Here is a 16,434-nt window from a genome sequence, read left to right on the forward strand (position 1 = left end):
CAGCCCCCACATGCCGCCAAGGCAAGGACCGGTCCCGGCGCCCCCCTTCAGCTTGGCAGAAATACCTCCGCCGGAGGCAACCCGAGGAGAAGGCCGCAGGCCGCCGACGAGATATCGGGCGCGCGCTCCAGCGCGCCCCTCATGCCTCAGGCCACGGGCCGCGACCGGAACCACAGGTACAGCGGAAAACCGCAGCTCACCCCGATCAGGAAGGTCGCCGGGATCGCCAGCAGCGCCTCCCAGTTGCGCCGCACGGACACCTCCGCCAGCACCCAGACGGTCAGCACCACCGCCGCGATCGTCAGGTCCCAGGTCAGGCCGCGCGTCGAATCGTTCACGTACCATGCGTCGATCATCGCGCCCAGGTCCCAGCCGTTGGCGGCAAGGAAACTGACGAACCAGTACATCGGATGCACCGCGCCCCAGACCGCCAGCACCAGCCAGAGCACGCGCAGCATCAGCCGGTGATCCCCATCTCGACCTTGCCGTTGACCTTGAAACTCACCCCCGGCCCCGTCGGTTCATCCTTCTCCGGCGGGATCGGGTCGCCGTCGGCGCCGCAGCCCGCAAGCGCCACCAGCGCCACCACCAGCATCACGCGAAACTTCATGCCAAACGCTCCTTCCATGCCGCCACCTGCGCGCGCACCTGCTCCGGCGCGGTCCCGCCGTAGCTCATCCGCGACCGGACCGAATTGTGCACGCCCAGCACATCGTACACGGATGCGTCGATCTTGCCATGCACCGCCTGCATCTCCTCCAGCGAGAGGTCCGGCAGGTCGCAGCCCTGCGCCTCGGCCTTGGCCACCAGCGCGCCGGTGACGTGATGCGCCTCGCGGAACGGCAGCCCGGTCTCCCGCACCAGCCAGTCGGCCAGGTCCGTCGCGGTCGAGAACCCGCTCGCCGCCGCCGTCTCCAGCGCCGGGACATTCGCGCTCATGTCGCGCACCATGCCCTCCATCGCCGCCAGCGCCAGCATCCAGTTGTCGGCGGCGTCGAAGACCTGCTCCTTGTCCTCCTGCATGTCCTTGGAATAGGCCAAGGGCAGCCCCTTCATCACCATCATCAGCGCCACGTTCGCCCCGAAGATCCGCCCGATCTTCGCACGGATCAGCTCCGCCGCATCGGGGTTCTTCTTCTGCGGCATGATCGACGACCCGGTCGAAAAGCGGTCCGACAGCGTGACAAACCGGAACTGCGCCGACGACCAGATCACCAGCTCCTCGGCAAAGCGCGAGAGGTGCATGGCCGAGATCGACGCCACCGACAGGAACTCCAGCGCGAAATCCCGCGCGCTCACCGCGTCCAGCGAATTGGCCATCGGCCGGTCGAACCCCAGCGCCTCTGCCGTCGCGTGCCGGTCGATGGGGAAACCCGTCCCCGCCAGCGCCGCGGCCCCCAGCGGCGACTCGTTCATCCGCGCCCGCGCATCGCGCACCCGTCCCAGGTCCCGCCCGAACATCTCGACATAGGCCATCATGTGATGCCCCCAGGTCACCGGCTGCGCCGTCTGCAGGTGCGTGAACCCCGGCATGACCCAATCCGCCCCGGCCTCCGCCTGGCCCACCAGCGCCCGCATCAGCGCCAGCAGCCCGCTCTCCGCCGCATCCAGCTGATCGCGCACCCACAGCCGGAAATCCACCGCCACCTGGTCGTTGCGCGAACGCGCCGTGTGCAGCCGCCCCGCCGGTTCGCCCACGATCTCCTTCAGCCGCGCCTCCACGTTCATGTGGATGTCCTCCAGCGCGGTGGAAAACACGAAGCGGCCGGACTCGATCTCTGACAAAACCGTGAGCAATCCTTCCCGGATCGCCTCCGCGTCGCTATCACTTATGATGCCCTGCGCGGCCAACATGGCGGCATGGGCCCTCGAACCGGCGACATCCTGCGCCGCGAGCCGCTGGTCGAACCCGATGGAGGCGTTGATCGCCTCCATGATGGCATCCGGCCCGGCGGCAAAGCGGCCGCCCCACATCTGGTTCGAGGTCTTGTCCGTCATGACATGCCTTTCGGAGGATCTATGAAACGTTTCGCTCTCGCGGCTCTCTATACCGCCCTCACGGCGCTGGCAAATCCGTCGCTGGCCGACGTCGACGCCGCGAAGGCCGCCGCCACCGGCGACATGAAGAAGATGGTCTTCCACGACAGCCCGAAGGAGGCGGGCACCGTCGACTTCATGACCTTCGACGAAGCGCCCCTGAACCTCTCCGACTGGCAGGGCAAATGGGTGCTGGTGAACTTCTGGGCCACCTGGTGCGCCCCCTGCCGGCACGAGATGCCGATGCTGAGCCAACTCCAGTCCGAGCTCGGCGGCGACACCTTCGAGGTCGTGACCATCGCCACCTCCCGCAATCCCCCCGCCAAGATCGAGGGTTTCTTCGAGGAAATCGGCGTCACAAACCTGCCGCTGCACCGCGACCCGCAATCCATGCTGGCCCGCCAGATGGGCGTCCTCGGCCTGCCGGTCACGGTCGTCCTGAACCCCGACGGACAGGAGGTCGCCCGCCTCACCGGCGACGCCGACTGGTCCGGCGAGGACGCAAAGTCCCTTCTTGCGGCCCTCATGGGCGGCGCAGGCTGAGCGCGGCCCAGTCAGCAACCCAGTCACCGCCCGAACAGCCGACACCCTCGGCGCCGACCCCTTCCTTCATCTTGGTCCAAATACCTAAAAACGGCCGCTGCCCGACAGGGCGGCGGCTTATCCAGCCGCGCGCAGCGCGACCTTCGGATCACCGGACACCCCCGACACCCTCCCCGCAATCGAAAACCCCGCCCGGAGGTCCGGACGGGGCGCAGGTGTTTCATAAAGAGAGAGAGAGAGAGAGTAACTTCGGATTATTTCAGCGCGACCAGCACCCGCCGCACGCGCAGCCTGCGCTCCTCGTTCGGCGCATCCGTGGTCCAGCCGGCTTTCGCCGCGCCGTTCCCGTCCAGCTCCAGCGCGCCTTCCGCCATCAGCCCGTCCAGCCCGAACTCCCGGTAACGCAGGCCCGCGCGGGTGGCCCGGGTGACACGGGTGCGCGGCTCGGCAAAGCCGTCGGGGTGGATCATGGTAAAGCGGCAGGTGCCCTCGGTGCGGTTGCAGCGGTTCGGGACAAAGCGGGTCACGGCGCCGTCGAACGCCACGGTCTCCACCACGTCGCCGCGCGCCGTGGTCTTGTAGCGCCCGACGAAATCCGCGGAGCCGCCGGTGCCGTCATAAACGTCGAACACGTGGAGGTTGCCTTCGGTGCCACGGGCGACATGGGTTATCGCGCCGCTGCGGTCCTTCATCACCATGACCGACCCGGGGCCGAAGCGGTCGACCTGCCACGCGATATCCGCGTGCACCGTGTTTGCCGTGAAGAACAGGGCGAGGACGAGCGTCAGTGCGCGCATGAGATGCAGCTCCGTGGTCAGCCGGCCCCCACCGACAGAATAAATCTGGGCGAAATCGGGGCGGCCTGCAACTGCCATTAGTCACAATCGACCGATTGGAAACCGAGCCGGAACAATTGCCTACGACAACACGGCACCGTTTCCGGTTCGCCCTGCAATGACCTCTCAAAAGAGACCCATCTACCCTTTTGCATCGCCCTTCGTTGTGGGGACAACAGGCGATGGTTGTGCGAACAAGCACCTGCCGGACACGGGCTTCGAATCGCGCCGGTCAAATAAGGCAGAATGTGGCAAGCCTTGCCTCATTTCGCGGACGTCTTCGGCGTGTTTACCAATTCTGACGCAACGTCATCCTTCCTGGCGCGTCTGCCCGGACGAAGAAGTTAACAACCGGCCGGGAATCGGGGTCCAACCGGCCGGTTCGCACCTTAATGCGCGTTCATCGAACATGAAGATCGGTTAACCTTCGGGCCGGAGCACAGATGAGGACACCGCATCCGGGCAACGTCCGCTCCGTCAACCACAACGCGCGGCGGGTTAACCCGGCCGTCCGGTCAGCAACGGTTTACTTGCAATAAGGCCCGCTGCGGTAGCCCGCAACGTCGAAATGGAAGTGGTCCCGGTGGAAACGGTCGGACCTCGGACCCAGCACCGTGCCGAACGGACCGCAGGCGGCAGAGTGCATCTTCTCCAGCATCGCGCCGTCCTTGCCATGGCCCCAGTGGTGCAGAACGGAGATCTCGCTGCCGTCCTTCAGCAGCACCGCGGCGATGTCGATGGCATTGCCCTTGGAATGCTCCGACAGCTTCGCGCCGCGCTGGTGATTGCGGGTCCGGCAGGCATAGGAGGCCGCGACCTTCAGCTCTGCCACACCGCCGCCGCGCTTGCCCACGGCCTTCCGCGCGCCGGAGTTCACCCATGTCTTCAAGGCCTTGGCGGTCGAGCACTGGATCGTCGCCGGGGTGCTGAGGGCAACGCCGTCGACCCCGCGCAACAGGACCGCATCTTCGATCCCGCAGGCGCCGTTGCCAGAGACCGGGCCGATCTTCTCGCCGATCAGGGCCGGGTCGCCGCAGACCATGTCGCCCTCGATCCCGATGGCGGCGAAGGCCACCCGCGCCGCGCCTGCCGCCTTGTCCAGTCCGCGATCGACCCGGCCACCGCCGCATCCGGCGAGCCCAAGCAGTACGAACAGAACAACGATGCGCTTCAACGCTTCACCTCGATCCGGCCAAAGTCTGGTTTATCAGTATCCTGACCCGCCTGCAGAATGCCACGCCGAATGGCCCGGGTGCGGGTGAAATAGGCGTGAAGCTGCTCACCGTCGCCCGTCCGGATCGCCCGCTGCAACGCAAAGAGCTCCTCGGTAAAGCGCCCGAGGATCTCCAGCGTCGCCCCCTTGTTGGTCAGGAACACGTCCCGCCACATCGTCGGGTCAGAGGCCGCGATCCGCGTGAAATCCCGGAAACCGGCGGCGGAAAACTTGATCACTTCCTGGTCCGACACGCGGCTCAGGTCGTCGGCAACGCCCACCATCGTGTAGGCGATCAGGTGCGGGATGTGGCTGACCACGGCACAGACGAGGTCATGGTGCTCCGGGTCCATGCGTTCGGTGTTGGCGCCCAGCGCCTGCCAATACCGCTCCAGCCGCGCAACCGCGTCTTCCCGCGCCGTTTCCACAGGAACGATCAGGCACCAGCGGTTGTCGAACAGGCTGGCAAAGCCCGCGTCCGGCCCCGAATGCTCCGTCCCGGCCATGGGGTGGCCGGGGACGAAGTGCACGCTGTCGGGCAGATGCGGAGAGACTTCCGCGATCACGGTCCGCTTCACCGATCCCACGTCCGTCACGGTCGCCCCGGGTTTCAGATGGGGGGCGATGGCCTCTGCCACATGGCCCATGACACCCACCGGCGTCGCCAGCACGATCAGGTCGGCATCCGCAACGGCCTCCTCGGCGCTGTCACACACGACATTGCAGAACCCCAAGCGCCGCGCTGTCTCCCGCGTTTCGGCAGAGCGGGCATAGCCCCGGATCTCCGTCGTCATGCCCGCCCGTTTCATCGCCCAGGCCATGGAGCTTGCAATCAGCCCCAGGCCGATCAGCGCGACCTTCCCGTAGTGCTCGCTCATCGCGCGCCGGCCTTGAACTGACCGATGCAGAAGGCGACGCGCCGCACCGAAGGTTCGTCGCCGACGGTGATGCGCAGGCAGTTCGGCAGCTTGTAGCCCCCGACCTTGCGCACGATCAGCCCCTGCGATTGCAGGTAGAGATCGCAGGCGTCGGCCTCCTCCTTGTCGGCAAAGCGCGCGAGCACGAAGTTCGCCGTCGAGGTGTCGGACGGCACGCCATGCTCCGCCAGCGCCTCCGACAGGATCATCCGCAGGCGGGTGTTGTCGTTGCGGCACTTCTCGGCCCATGCGGTGTCGCGCACGGCGGCCTCGGCCGCGGCCAGCGCGGTGTTGGACAGGTTGAACGGCCCGCGCACCCGGTTCAGCACGTCGATCACGGCCTTCGGCCCATAGCCCCAGCCGACCCGCATCCCGCCCAGCCCGTAGAGCTTCGAGAAGGTCCGCGTCATCACCACGTTCTCGCGCTGCTCCACCAGCCGCGCGCCACCGTCATAGCCTTCGACGTAATCGGCGTAGGCGCCGTCGAGAACCAGAAGGCACTGTTCGGGCAGGCCCTCGGCCAGACGCTCGATCTCGGCCAGGCCGATCATCGTGCCGGTCGGGTTGTTGGGGTTGGCGATGAACACCAGCCGCGTGCGGTCGGTGCAGCCGCCAAGGATGGCGTCCACGTCGGTCACGCGGTCGCGCTCCGGCACCTCGATGGGGGTCGCACCGGCGGCCAGCGCGCTGATGCGGTACATGCCGAAGCCGTGCACGGTGTGCAGCACCTCGGTTCCCGGCCCGGCATAGGCCTGGCACAGGAAGTGGATGATCTCGTCAGAACCCACGCCGCAGATCACCCGCTCCGGATCGACGCCGTGCACCTCGCCGATGGCGGTCCGGAGAGAGGCATGGTCGGTCGAAGGGTAACGATGCAGCTCATGCACGGAGCGCACCACCGCGTCCTGAACCGCCGGGCTGGGGCCAAACGGGTTCTCGTTAGAGCTGAGTTTGACGACGTTGGTGATACCGTCCACCTTCGCCTTGCCGCCTTCGTACAGCGCAATGTCCATGATACCGGGCTGCGGATCTATCGTTGCCATGGTGCTCTCCTTCGCCGCGGCAGCCTTACCCGCGTCGACCGGTCAAGAAAAGTGTTTGTTCAGCAAGGCTGACCAGCGTGACATGGGCGCACAGGTTCTGACCCCGCGCGGCCTGACGGGACGGTGGGCGGGGCGCCTTTGCCGTCAGGCAAACAGCGCCGGCCCCGTCCGGTCACACCACGACGTCCATGGCCTCCTGCTGGCCCACGCCGAAGACGCGCTTGTAGCGGGCGATCTCGTCTGCCGGGCCCATCGCCTTCTTCGGGTTGTCCGACAGTTTCACCGTCGGATTGCCCTCCGCCGACACGGCCTTGCAGACAAGGCTGAACGGCGCCAGACGGTCGCCCGGCGCCAGTCCGCGGAAGTCGTTGGTCAGCAGAGTGCCCCAGCCGAAGGACACCCGGACCCGGCCGTTGAACTGCCGGTACAGCTCGATGATCCGGTCCTCGTCCAGCCCGTCAGAGAAGATCACCAGCTTGTCGCGCGGGTCCTCGCCGCGTTCCTTCCACCAGCGGATCGCCACCTCGGCGCCGGTCGCCGGATCGCCGCTGTCGATGCGGATGCCGGTCCAGCCCGCCAGCCAGTCCGGCGCGCGCTTCAGGAAGCCCTCGGTGCCGTAGGTGTCGGGCAGGATGATCCGCAGGTTGCCCTCGTGCTCCTCATGCCAGTCCGCAAGCACATCGTAGGGCGCCTGCGCCAGTTCCGTGTCGTCCTTCGCCAGCGCCGCGTAGACCATCGGCAGTTCGTGAGCGTTCGTGCCGATCGCCTCTAGGTCGCGGTTCTTGGCGATCAGGCAGTTGGACGTCCCGGTGAAGTTCGACCCCAGCCCCTCCAGCATCGCCTGCACACACCAGTCCTGCCATAGGAAGCTGTGCCGCCGCCGCGTGCCGAAATCGGCGATGCGGATGCCGGGCACCTCGCGCAGCCGCTCCACCTTCTGCCAGAGCTTCGTCATCGCCCGGGCATAGAGGACCTGCAGTTCGAACCGGCCCATGTCGTGCAGCACCGCGCGGCCGCGCAGTTCCATCAACACCGCCAGCGCAGGGATCTCCCACAGCATGACTTCTGGCCATTGTCCTTCGAAGGTCAGCTCGTACTGATCGCCCACCCGCTCAAGGTGATAAGGCGGCAGTTTCAGGTTCTCGAACCACTCCATGAAGTCGGACCGGAACATCTGCCGCTTGCCGTAGAAGGTGTTGCCGCGCAGCCATGTGCTTTCGCCGCGCGTCAGCGAGAGCGAGCGGATGTGGTCAAGCTGTTCGCGCAGTTCCCCCTCGTCGATCAACCGCGCAAGGGGCACATCCTTCGTCCGGTTGATCAGGCTGAAGGTGACATGCGTGTCCGGCCGGTTGCGAAACACCGACTGGCACATCAGCAGCTTGTAGAAGTCCGTGTCGATCAGCGACCTGACGATCGGATCGATTTTCCACTTGTGGTTCCAGACTCTTGTGGCGATGTCCAAGCTTCCGACCCTCCCGTCTCACCCTGCCGTGATATGGCATCGGCGTCGGGTTGTGAACGGGGTTTCTCCCGCCGGGCGGCATCCGCCAGGGCCGCGATCAGAACCGCCTTGCGGATCGGTTTCGTCAGGAAGTCGTTCATGCCCGCCGCCTCGCAGGCCGCCCTGTCCGAGGCAAAGGCGTTGGCGGTCAGCGCAAGGATAAGCGGCTGCGGCATGTCAGTGCTTCGGATGCGGCGGCTGGCCTCTAGCCCGTCGAGTTCGGGCATGGCCATGTCCATCAGGATCACGTCGGGATGGATCCGCCGGGCAATCTCCACCGCTTCCCGCCCGTTCGAAGCCTCGTGAAGGGTCACCGGCTGCTTCTTGAGGAACTGCTCCACCAGCATCCGGTTGGTTTCGTTGTCGTCGGCCAGAAGCACCACCAGCGGCCGCGTGATGCCCTGCGGGACGGGATGAAGACCGGCCGCGACCGAAGGCGTTTCCGCCGCCGCCCGCTCCAGATGCACGGTCAGCTCGAAGGTGGCACCGGTGCCGCCTGTCTTCGGCAACAGACGCAGGTCGCCGCCCAGCCGTTGTGCCAGCGCGCGGCTGATCGGCAGACCCAGTCCGGTGCCGCCGTAGCGCCGCGTCGTGGCCGCATCCGCCTGCTGGAACACCTCGAAGATCGCCTCCGCCCGGTCGGCCGGCACGCCGATGCCGGTGTCGCTGACCAACACGGTCAGCCGCCAGCCGTCGCCGTCCGGCTCCGCCCGGGCCGTCACCCGGACCTCGCCCGCGGCAGTGAACTTTATGGCGTTGCCGATCAGGTTCACGAGGATCTGCCGCAGCCGCCCTTCGTCGGCGCTGGCCCGCAGCGGCAGCGATCCGTCGTCCGCCAGGACGATGGACAACCCCTTTTCCGACGCCAGCGGCGTCAGCAGGCGCGCCGCCGCGGCGATGCTGTCGGACGGCACGAAGGGCAGCGATTCGAAGGCCATCTGGTCGGCGTCGAGCCGCGAGAAATCCAGAACGTCATTGATGATCTGCAAGAGCGACGTGGACGCGCCGCGAATGGTGCGCACGTACTCCGCGCTTTCCGGATCGAGGTCGTTGGCCGCCAGCAGGTCGCTCATCCCGATCACGGCGTTCAGGGGCGTGCGGATTTCGTGACTCATGGTGGCGAGGAAGGCGCTCTTGGCCTGTGCCGCCTGCTCCGCCTGCCGCTGGGCGGTCATCAGCTCGGCGTTGGTGGCGTCCTGCCGCGCGGCGCTTTCCATCAGCATGTACTCGTTGTTCAGCCGCCGCCGCCAGCTGCGCACCGCGAACGCCACGAAGGCATAAGTCAGGTAGGACAGCATCATCACCTCGAGCAGGTGGATGAGCTGGGCCAGGCCAAAGCCGCCCGCGGTCAGCGTGTCCATCGTGAGGTAGATCGGAATGCAGAGCGACAGCACCCCCAGCTTCACCCAGCTTGCGAGCGGATGATGCGTCATGACGTAACCGGCGTTCACCGCCGCGGCCATCAGGAAGCACAGGGCGATCAGCGCCGCCTCATCGTTCGGCGCATAGGCCAGAAGCAGCAGCACGCAGGAGGCGATGGTGGCCGACTGCACCCCGGCAGAAATTGCCGTCAGGCGCCGTTCAAGCGGCACCGATCCCCCGGCCTGCAACCGGGACAGTGTCCGCCGCAGGACCAGCGTGTCCAGCGCCTCCCCCGCGATGGTGATGAAGAAACAGTAAAGCGCGGCGATCGGCGAAACGATGTACCAGACCGCAACGGTCCCGATCACGGTGGGCACCTGCCGCAGGAAGAACTGCCTGCCCCGCGCCCGGGCGTAGCGCATGAGAAGCGTCGCCTCGCCGTAGCGTGCTTCGAACTGGGCCCTGGCGGCAGACGTGACCTTTGCGGCCTCTGGCATCGGGTGATCTCACTTTCGCGGCGAAGCTATTTCGAACTCATGAACATTGTGCCAACCCAAGAGCAAAGTCACAGTTTAAGGGCGTTTCGCCACGCGCCAGACGGCTATGCCAGCACCACGCCCGCCTGCATCATACCCTCACGCGCGGCCTTCAGCGAACCGTCAAGGTCGATGGCACGGCAAAGGTCTTCGCGCACCGTGACCGAAAAGCCCAGTTTCACGGCATCCACCGCCGAGAAGTTCACGCAGAAGTCGGTGGCCAGCCCCACCATGGTCAGCCTGTCGATCCCGCGGGTGCGCAGGTAGCCCTCAAGCCCGGTGGGCGTGGTGTGGTCGTTTTCGAAGAAGGCGGAGTAGCTGTCGATTGCCGACCGGAAACCCTTGCGGATGATCAGGTCCGCGCGGTCCGTTTCCAGCTCCATGTGGAAGTTCGCGCCCGGCGAGGCCTGGATACAGTGATCCGGCCAAAGCACCTGCGGCCCGTAAGGCATATCGATCATCTCGAACGGCGCCTTGCCCTCGTGCGTGGAGGCGAAAGAGGAATGCCCCGCCGGATGCCAGTCCTGCGTCAGGACAACCGCGTCGAAGTCCGCCATGAGGGCGTTGATCGGCTGGACGATCTCGTCGCCCTGCGCGACCGCAAGCGCACCGCCGGGGCAGAAATCGTTCTGGACGTCGATCACGATCAGCGCGTGCATGGCCTGTCTCTCCTTCTGGCTGCCGGAATCCACCCTAGGGCGCACATCTGGGAATTGCCATGCCCGGCGGAGGACGCTATGCCGCACGCCTTTCAACGCGGAGGATTCTCATGGCCCGGCTCGGACTGGACTTCGGTACGTCGAACACCGCCGCCGGCACGATGGCCGGGGGCAAGCCTTACGTGATCCCGCTGGAGCAGGGCGCACAGACGCTGCCCACCGCCGTCTTCGTCGATTTCGCGGAACGCCGCTACACCTACGGCACTGCCGCCGCGCGGGCGATGCGCGAAGGGGCAGAGGGCCGTTTCATGCGCGCGCTGAAGTCGATCCTCGGCACCCCGCTGGCCCGGGAACCCCGCCGCCTGCTGAACGAACGCATCACCCTGATCGAGGTCATCGCCCGCTTCCTGACGGAAATCCGCGCCCGGGCCGAAGCCCACACCGGCCTGACCTTCGACACCGCGATGTCGGGGCGCCCAGTGCGGTTCCACTCCGCCTCCGAAGAGCGCAACGCAGCTGCCCTCGAGGACCTGACAGAGGCTTACCGGATGGCCGGTTTCAAGGCGGTGGACTTCCTGCCCGAACCGGAAGCGGCGGCGCTGGCCGCGGATGCCGAAGGCCGTTTGCTGATCGTAGACATCGGCGGCGGCACCTCGGACTTCACGCTGTGCGACCGCAAAGGCGGCAACATGCAGGTGATCGCCTCCACCGGCATCCGGCTGGGCGGCACCGATTTCGACAAGGCGCTGAACCTCGCCTACGCCATGCCGCTTTTCGGCTACGAGGCGGCGATCGGGGCGGAGCTCGGCTCCCGCACCCACGCGGCGCCCAAGGCATTGTTCCACGATCTGGCCTCGTGGGAGAAGATCCCCTTCGTGTACGACGCCGCTCTGCTTCGCGAAGTGCAGAAATGGGTCCGCCTCGCCCCCGATCCCAAACCGTTCGAGCGTCTGGCCGAGGTTCTGGAAAGCCACCTGGGCCACGATGTCGCCTATGCCGTCGAGGCGGGCAAGATCGCGGCCAACGCCGCACCCGAGGGCCGCATCGACCTGCGCGAGGTGGAGCGCGGGCTGAGCGTGACGCTGTTGCAGGACGCGATGAACCGCACGCTGGCGGAGTTCGCCGAGCAGATCTCGGCGCAGGCGCTGCTGACGCTGTCGGAGGCGGGTGTGGCGACGGCCTCGGTGGACAAGGTGGTCTTTGTCGGCGGCTCCAGCCTCCTGGGCGCGGTGCGTAGCGCGATGGCGCGCGCCCTGCCCGACGCCGAACCCGTGGATACGGAGGTCTTTACCGCCGTGGTCCACGGACTTGCCATTGCGGCAGATTAGCCGATTGCCTGAAACCCGCCCGGGACGTACCTGAAGCCCATGTTTACCGTCTGCGCCCTGTACCACTTCACCCGCTTCGACGACCCCGCCGCGCTGCGCGGGCCGCTGCTGGACCTCTGCCGCGCCGGGCATGTGACCGGCACGCTGCTGCTGGCACGCGAGGGGATCAACGGCACGGTCGCCGGACCGCGCGCCGGTATCGACGCCGTGCTGGCCCATATCCGCGCCCTGCCCGGCTGTGCCGATCTGGAATGGAAGCTGTCGACCGCCGAGGAACGGCCCTTCGCCCGCATGAAGGTGCGGCTGAAGAAAGAGATCGTCACCATGGGCCAGCCGGATGTCGATCCGAAGGCCCGGGTGGGCCATTACGTCGAGCCCGCGGACTGGAACGACCTCATCCGGTCGCCCGACGTGGCGGTGATCGACACGCGCAACGACTACGAAATCGCCATCGGCACCTTCGAAGGGGCGGTGGACCCTGAAACCGCAACCTTCCGGGAGTTCCCGGAATGGTGGGAAAAGAACAAGGACCGCTTCCACAATAAGCGGATCGCCATGTTCTGCACCGGCGGCATCCGCTGCGAGAAGTCGACGAACTTCCTGCTGGGACAGGGGGTGGAGGACGTCTACCACCTGAAGGGCGGCATCCTGAAGTACCTCGAAGAGGTGCCGACCGAGGAGAGCACATGGGACGGGGCCTGCTTCGTCTTCGACGGGCGGGTGTCGGTGGAACACGGGCTGAAGGAAGGGCCGCACGTGCTGTGCCACGCCTGCCGCCGCCCGATCCTGCCCGAGGACCGCGCGCGGCCGGATTACGAACATGGCGTTTCCTGTCACCTGTGCGTGGAGGAGACCTCTGCCGAGGACAAGGCCCGGTTTCGCGAGCGGCAGAAGCAGATCGCCCTCGCCCGGTCGCGCGGCGAGCGGCACCTGCACGCCGACGAGGACGACCACCCGTACGAAGGCCTGTCCTGACGGCGTAGCGCGGCACTGTCTTACGCTTTGCATTGGCGGTGGCGCTGACGGCTGCGGAGCGAGGGTGGCGCAAAGCCCCACCCTACAAGCGGGCGCACCCGCCCGACCGGACCTGTGACGATTAAACGGGGTCAGAAATACCCGCGCACGAGGCTGCCCGCCAAAAGGCTCCACCCGTCGGCCACGACGAAGAAGGCGAGCTTGAACGGCAACGACACGATGGCGGGCGGCACCATCATCATGCCCATCGACATCAGCACGGCCGCCACCACGAGGTCGATGATCAGGAACGGCAGGAAGATCAGGAACCCGACCTGGAAGGCGCGGGCCACTTCGGAGAGCATGAAGCTGGGCACGAGGACGGAGAGCGGCGCCCCAGGCGCCAGCGAAGTCTCCCGCGCATCCGGGCGCAGGTCGGCCATGGCGCGGTAGGTGTCCGGGTCCGTCCGCCCGGCCATGAACGTGCGGAACGGCGCGAGGGTTCGGACCGCGGCCTCTTCCACCCCGATCTGCTCGTCGATCAGCGGCTGCACGCCCGTATCCCACGCCTCGGTAAAGACCGGCTCCATCACGAAATAGGTGAGGAAGAGCGCGAGGCTGACGATCAGCATGTTGGGCGGCGACTGCTGCAGCCCGACCGCCTGCCGCAGGATCGCGAGCACGGTCACCATGAAAGGAAAACAGGTCACCATGACAGCGATCCCCGGCGCGAGGCTGAGGAGCGTGATCAGCAGGATCAACTGCACGGAGGTCGCGGTGACCGATCCGCCGCCGAGGTCGATGGAGATGTCCTGTGCCGCCGCGGGCAGGGTCAGCGCAACCAGCGCCGCCACCGCGATCAGGGCCGTTCTGGCCGTGCGGGTCCACATGGATCAGGCCGGGGTTTGCAGGTCGACCACCTCGGTCAGCCGGACGGCGAGCTGGCCCTGTCCGTCCCCCTCGACCACCTCCAGCACACCGATGCCGATCAGCTTTTCGCCGACGTAAAGCTCGACCGGATCGTCCAGTTGCTTGTCCAGCGCAAGCACCGAACCTTCGTTCAGCTGCAAGAGCTCCCGCACCAGCGGGCGCGCCTTGCCGACGGACACGGTGATTTCGATCGGCACGGAGGTGAAGGGCGTGGCCCCGCCCTCCCGTCCGGATGTCTGGGCGTTATCCATGGCTCAGTTTCCTTTGCTTGTCGTGGGCGAAGCCCTGCACCGCCTCCGCGACCGATGAGATGAGGTCGCCCAGGTCGATCTGCCGTTCATGCTGGCCGAAGCGGATGTCGGCCTGTTCCTCGCCCAGCGTGTCGTCCGCCACGACCCGCACCGGGAAGTTGAAGTCCTCTGCCAAGAGCGGCTCGACCGCGGCGACCTTTTCAGGGGCCACGGCGATCTCGACCTCTGCCATGCCGATTTCAGAAGCCATGCGGCCAAGGGTTTCGGAGATGTGCCGCCCCAGCGTCGCCTTCGCGATCTGCGGCAGGAGCGCTGTGACCATCTCTTCCAGCAGAGGTGTCAGTTCGGCGATCATGTGCCCGTAGGCTTCGTTGTAGGTGAAAGACAGGTCCTGCAGGTGCTGCCCGAAAGTGCTTGAGATCCTGTCGCGGTCCTCCGTATGGGCCTTGACCGCGTCGTCCCAGCCGGCCCGATACCCCTTTTCGAAGGACTCGAGCTTCTGGCCCGCCAGTTCGGCTTCGCTGACCTGCGGTTCGACCGGGCCCGTCATCCCGGCCTGCCCGGTGCGGGAGCCGAAGTCCTCCAGCAATTCCTGCAGGGCGATCAACTTGCGCGCTCCTTGTCCTCTTCAAGCCAGCTGCGCAGGATCTCGACCGTTTCGGTCTTGCGCTCCTGGATGAGGTTGCGGAGGCGGTCGACCGGGTCCTCGTCCGGCGAGGCGTCGAAATCCATCATGCCGAGGCCGCTGAAGTCGGGTCCATCGCCCATGACCGGCAGGTCGCCGAAACCGCCGAGCGGTTCGATCTCGCCGTCGAGGGCGGGGCCGGTGTCACTGGCGCCCGGCGCGGGAAGGGCGCCGGCCATACCGCCTTCGGTACCGCGTGCCAGCACGGGGCGGACGACGAACAGTCCGAGGACGAGCGCGACCAGCGCCAGCACACCCATCTGGATCAGACGCATCGTGTCGATCACGCCGGTGAACAGGCCGGGTTCAAGGGGCCCGGTGCCCAGACCTTCGGGGCGTTCGAACGACAGGGACTTCAGCGTGATCTGATCGCCGCGTTCCTCGTCGTAGCCGACGGCAGAGGCCACGAGGTCGCGCAGCGCCTGCAACTCCTCCTCCGGCAGGGGCTCGAAGGTCTGTCCGCCATTGCCGTCCTCCGTGTAGGTGCCGTTGACGAGCACCGCGACGGTCAGCCGCTTGATCGCACCGGGCACACGGGTGATTTCGCGCGTCGTCTCCGACACCTCGAAGTTCACCCGTTCCCGCGTTTCGGCCTTCTGCGATGACGAGGTGTCGCCGCCGCCCGCGTTGCCGTCCGGCAGGTTAGAGGCCACGGTCACATTGCCGCCGCCCTGGTTTTCAGACCGGTCTGTGCTTTCCTCCGTATCGGTGGAGATCACGACCCGCCCCTCCGGATCGAAGCTGCGCGAGCGGATCAGTTCGCTTTCGGTCACGGTATCGACGCTGACCTCCACCACGGCGTTGCCTATGCCGACGCGCGCCTCCATCAGCCGTTGCACGCGGTCGCGCAGCATGGCGGCCTTGTCGTCCGCCGTGGGCCCGGCGCCATGCTCTGCCTCTGCCCCGATCAGGCCGCCCTTTCCGTCGATCACCGCCACGCCTTCGGGCTCCAGCCCCGGGACAGCGGAGGCGACGAGGTACTTCAGCGCCCGTGCCTGCTGGGCCGACAGCGTGCCTCCCGTGGTGGTGACGGAGATCGAGGCCGTGGGCGTCACGTCGCGCTGGAACGGATTGGCAGAGCTGTTGGCGATATGCACCCGGGCGGAGGCGATCTGCGGGTTCGAAACGATGGTTCGCGCCAGCTCCCCCTCCTTCGCGCGCCAGTAGGCGGCATCGAACATCTGGCTGGTGGTGCCGAAGCCGGACAGCCCGTCGAGCAGTTCGTAGCCCTGCCCGCTGTTCGCCGGAAGCCCCTCGCTCGCCAGCGTCAGGCGGAGCGCATCGCGGTCCGAATCGGGGACGAAGATCGCGCCGCCGCGGATGTCGTACTGCACGCCACGGCCCTCCAGCGCCTTCACGACATCGCCCGCCGCACCGTTCTCAAGCCCGGCATACAGCAGCGAATAGCTGGGCGCCGAGGCCAGCCGGGCCAGCCCCCACACCGCCAGAACCATCGCCAACGTCGCCCCGAGGACCACCATGCGCTGGCGCCCTCCAAGGGCACCCCAACTGTTCATAATCTGGTTCAACCTGGCCTCCGTCCAAACCTTCTGTTCGGTTGCGCCGAGTTTTGACCCATTCGACTTAACAATCAGTTAGCCCCTTTCAGCCTATAACCGCAGCGAAGCGGAAAAGAGGT

At 66.6% G+C, this 16,434-nt stretch carries 17 protein-coding genes; 3 read left to right on the forward strand and 14 right to left on the reverse strand.

Going from position 1 to position 16,434, the window contains the following annotated elements; translation table 11 throughout:
* Window positions 1-146 precede the first annotated feature (146 nt).
* Genes QNI11_RS20950 through argH form a run of 3 tightly spaced genes read right to left on the reverse strand, consistent with a single transcriptional unit; the run spans window position 147 to window position 1,998 of the window.
* Complete coding sequence (locus tag QNI11_RS20950; protein WP_100928608.1) at window positions 147-458, reverse strand: DUF2834 domain-containing protein; 312 nt, start codon at window positions 456-458, stop codon at window positions 147-149.
* A complete protein-coding gene (locus QNI11_RS20955; protein ID WP_283981622.1) occupies window positions 458-610 on the reverse strand; it encodes an argininosuccinate lyase in 153 nt (50 codons plus the stop codon). Before QNI11_RS20955 ends, QNI11_RS20950 begins: the two co-directional genes overlap by 1 nt.
* Entirely contained in the window at window positions 607-1,998 is a 1,392-nt protein-coding gene (gene argH, locus QNI11_RS20960; RefSeq protein ID WP_283981623.1) for an argininosuccinate lyase, read from the reverse strand. The genes QNI11_RS20955 and argH overlap by 4 nt, the downstream gene beginning before the upstream one ends.
* A gap of 21 nt (window positions 1,999-2,019) precedes the next feature.
* Between argH and QNI11_RS20965 the strand changes: the two genes are divergently transcribed.
* The gene (locus QNI11_RS20965; RefSeq protein WP_283981624.1) at window positions 2,020-2,580 is read left to right on the forward strand and encodes a TlpA disulfide reductase family protein; all 561 of its coding nucleotides are present in this window, start codon (window positions 2,020-2,022) and stop codon (window positions 2,578-2,580) included.
* A gap of 254 nt (window positions 2,581-2,834) precedes the next feature.
* Here QNI11_RS20965 and QNI11_RS20970 read toward each other — a convergent pair whose 3' ends face one another.
* From QNI11_RS20970 to pncA, 7 genes are all read right to left on the reverse strand, one after another.
* A complete protein-coding gene (locus tag QNI11_RS20970) occupies window positions 2,835-3,377 on the reverse strand; it encodes a hypothetical protein (protein ID WP_283981625.1) in 543 nt (180 codons plus the stop codon).
* Between the two features lie 565 nt (window positions 3,378-3,942).
* Window positions 3,943-4,590: an extensin family protein gene (locus QNI11_RS20975; RefSeq protein WP_100928613.1), complete on the reverse strand. Its 648-nt coding sequence runs from the start codon at window positions 4,588-4,590 to the stop codon at window positions 3,943-3,945.
* On the reverse strand, window positions 4,587-5,507 hold the full coding sequence (locus QNI11_RS20980; protein WP_283981626.1) for a prephenate/arogenate dehydrogenase family protein: 921 nt from the start codon (window positions 5,505-5,507) through the stop codon (window positions 4,587-4,589). Before QNI11_RS20980 ends, QNI11_RS20975 begins: the two co-directional genes overlap by 4 nt.
* The gene (gene hisC, locus QNI11_RS20985) at window positions 5,504-6,589 is read right to left on the reverse strand and encodes a histidinol-phosphate transaminase (protein ID WP_283981627.1); all 1,086 of its coding nucleotides are present in this window, start codon (window positions 6,587-6,589) and stop codon (window positions 5,504-5,506) included. Before hisC ends, QNI11_RS20980 begins: the two co-directional genes overlap by 4 nt.
* A gap of 172 nt (window positions 6,590-6,761) precedes the next feature.
* Complete coding sequence (gene pncB / locus QNI11_RS20990; RefSeq protein WP_283981628.1) at window positions 6,762-8,051, reverse strand: nicotinate phosphoribosyltransferase; 1,290 nt, start codon at window positions 8,049-8,051, stop codon at window positions 6,762-6,764.
* Window positions 7,988-9,949 carry a response regulator gene (locus tag QNI11_RS20995; protein ID WP_283981629.1) on the reverse strand — a complete coding sequence of 654 codons (1,962 nt, stop codon included), beginning with the start codon at window positions 9,947-9,949 and terminating at the stop codon, window positions 7,988-7,990. Before QNI11_RS20995 ends, pncB begins: the two co-directional genes overlap by 64 nt.
* Before the next feature lie 104 nt (window positions 9,950-10,053).
* Window positions 10,054-10,647, reverse strand: coding sequence for a bifunctional nicotinamidase/pyrazinamidase (gene pncA, locus QNI11_RS21000; RefSeq protein ID WP_283981630.1), 594 nt, complete (start codon window positions 10,645-10,647; stop codon window positions 10,054-10,056).
* A gap of 110 nt (window positions 10,648-10,757) precedes the next feature.
* On the opposite strand from pncA, the gene QNI11_RS21005 reads away from it, so the two are divergent.
* Window positions 10,758-11,975 (forward strand): Hsp70 family protein, encoded by a 1,218-nt coding sequence (locus QNI11_RS21005; RefSeq protein ID WP_283981631.1) that lies wholly within the window; start codon window positions 10,758-10,760, stop codon window positions 11,973-11,975.
* 39 nt (window positions 11,976-12,014) lie between these two features.
* Entirely contained in the window at window positions 12,015-12,950 is a 936-nt protein-coding gene (locus QNI11_RS21010) for a rhodanese-related sulfurtransferase (RefSeq protein ID WP_283981632.1), read from the forward strand.
* 131 nt (window positions 12,951-13,081) lie between these two features.
* On the opposite strand, the gene fliP is transcribed toward QNI11_RS21010, so the two are convergent.
* Genes fliP through fliF form a run of 4 tightly spaced genes read right to left on the reverse strand, consistent with a single transcriptional unit; the run spans window position 13,082 to window position 16,324 of the window.
* Window positions 13,082-13,819 (reverse strand): flagellar type III secretion system pore protein FliP, encoded by a 738-nt coding sequence (fliP, locus tag QNI11_RS21015; protein ID WP_283981633.1) that lies wholly within the window; start codon window positions 13,817-13,819, stop codon window positions 13,082-13,084.
* A 3-nt stretch (window positions 13,820-13,822) separates the two neighbouring features.
* Complete coding sequence (locus QNI11_RS21020) at window positions 13,823-14,110, reverse strand: FliM/FliN family flagellar motor switch protein (protein ID WP_100928622.1); 288 nt, start codon at window positions 14,108-14,110, stop codon at window positions 13,823-13,825.
* Window positions 14,103-14,717 (reverse strand): ABC transporter ATP-binding protein, encoded by a 615-nt coding sequence (locus tag QNI11_RS21025; protein ID WP_283981634.1) that lies wholly within the window; start codon window positions 14,715-14,717, stop codon window positions 14,103-14,105. The genes QNI11_RS21020 and QNI11_RS21025 overlap by 8 nt, the downstream gene beginning before the upstream one ends.
* Window positions 14,714-16,324 (reverse strand): flagellar basal-body MS-ring/collar protein FliF, encoded by a 1,611-nt coding sequence (fliF, locus tag QNI11_RS21030; protein ID WP_373418410.1) that lies wholly within the window; start codon window positions 16,322-16,324, stop codon window positions 14,714-14,716. Before fliF ends, QNI11_RS21025 begins: the two co-directional genes overlap by 4 nt.
* Window positions 16,325-16,434 lie beyond the last annotated feature (110 nt).

Source organism: Sagittula sp. MA-2 (genome assembly GCF_030126985.1).
In the GTDB taxonomy this organism is placed as follows: Bacteria; Pseudomonadota; Alphaproteobacteria; order Rhodobacterales; family Rhodobacteraceae; genus Sagittula.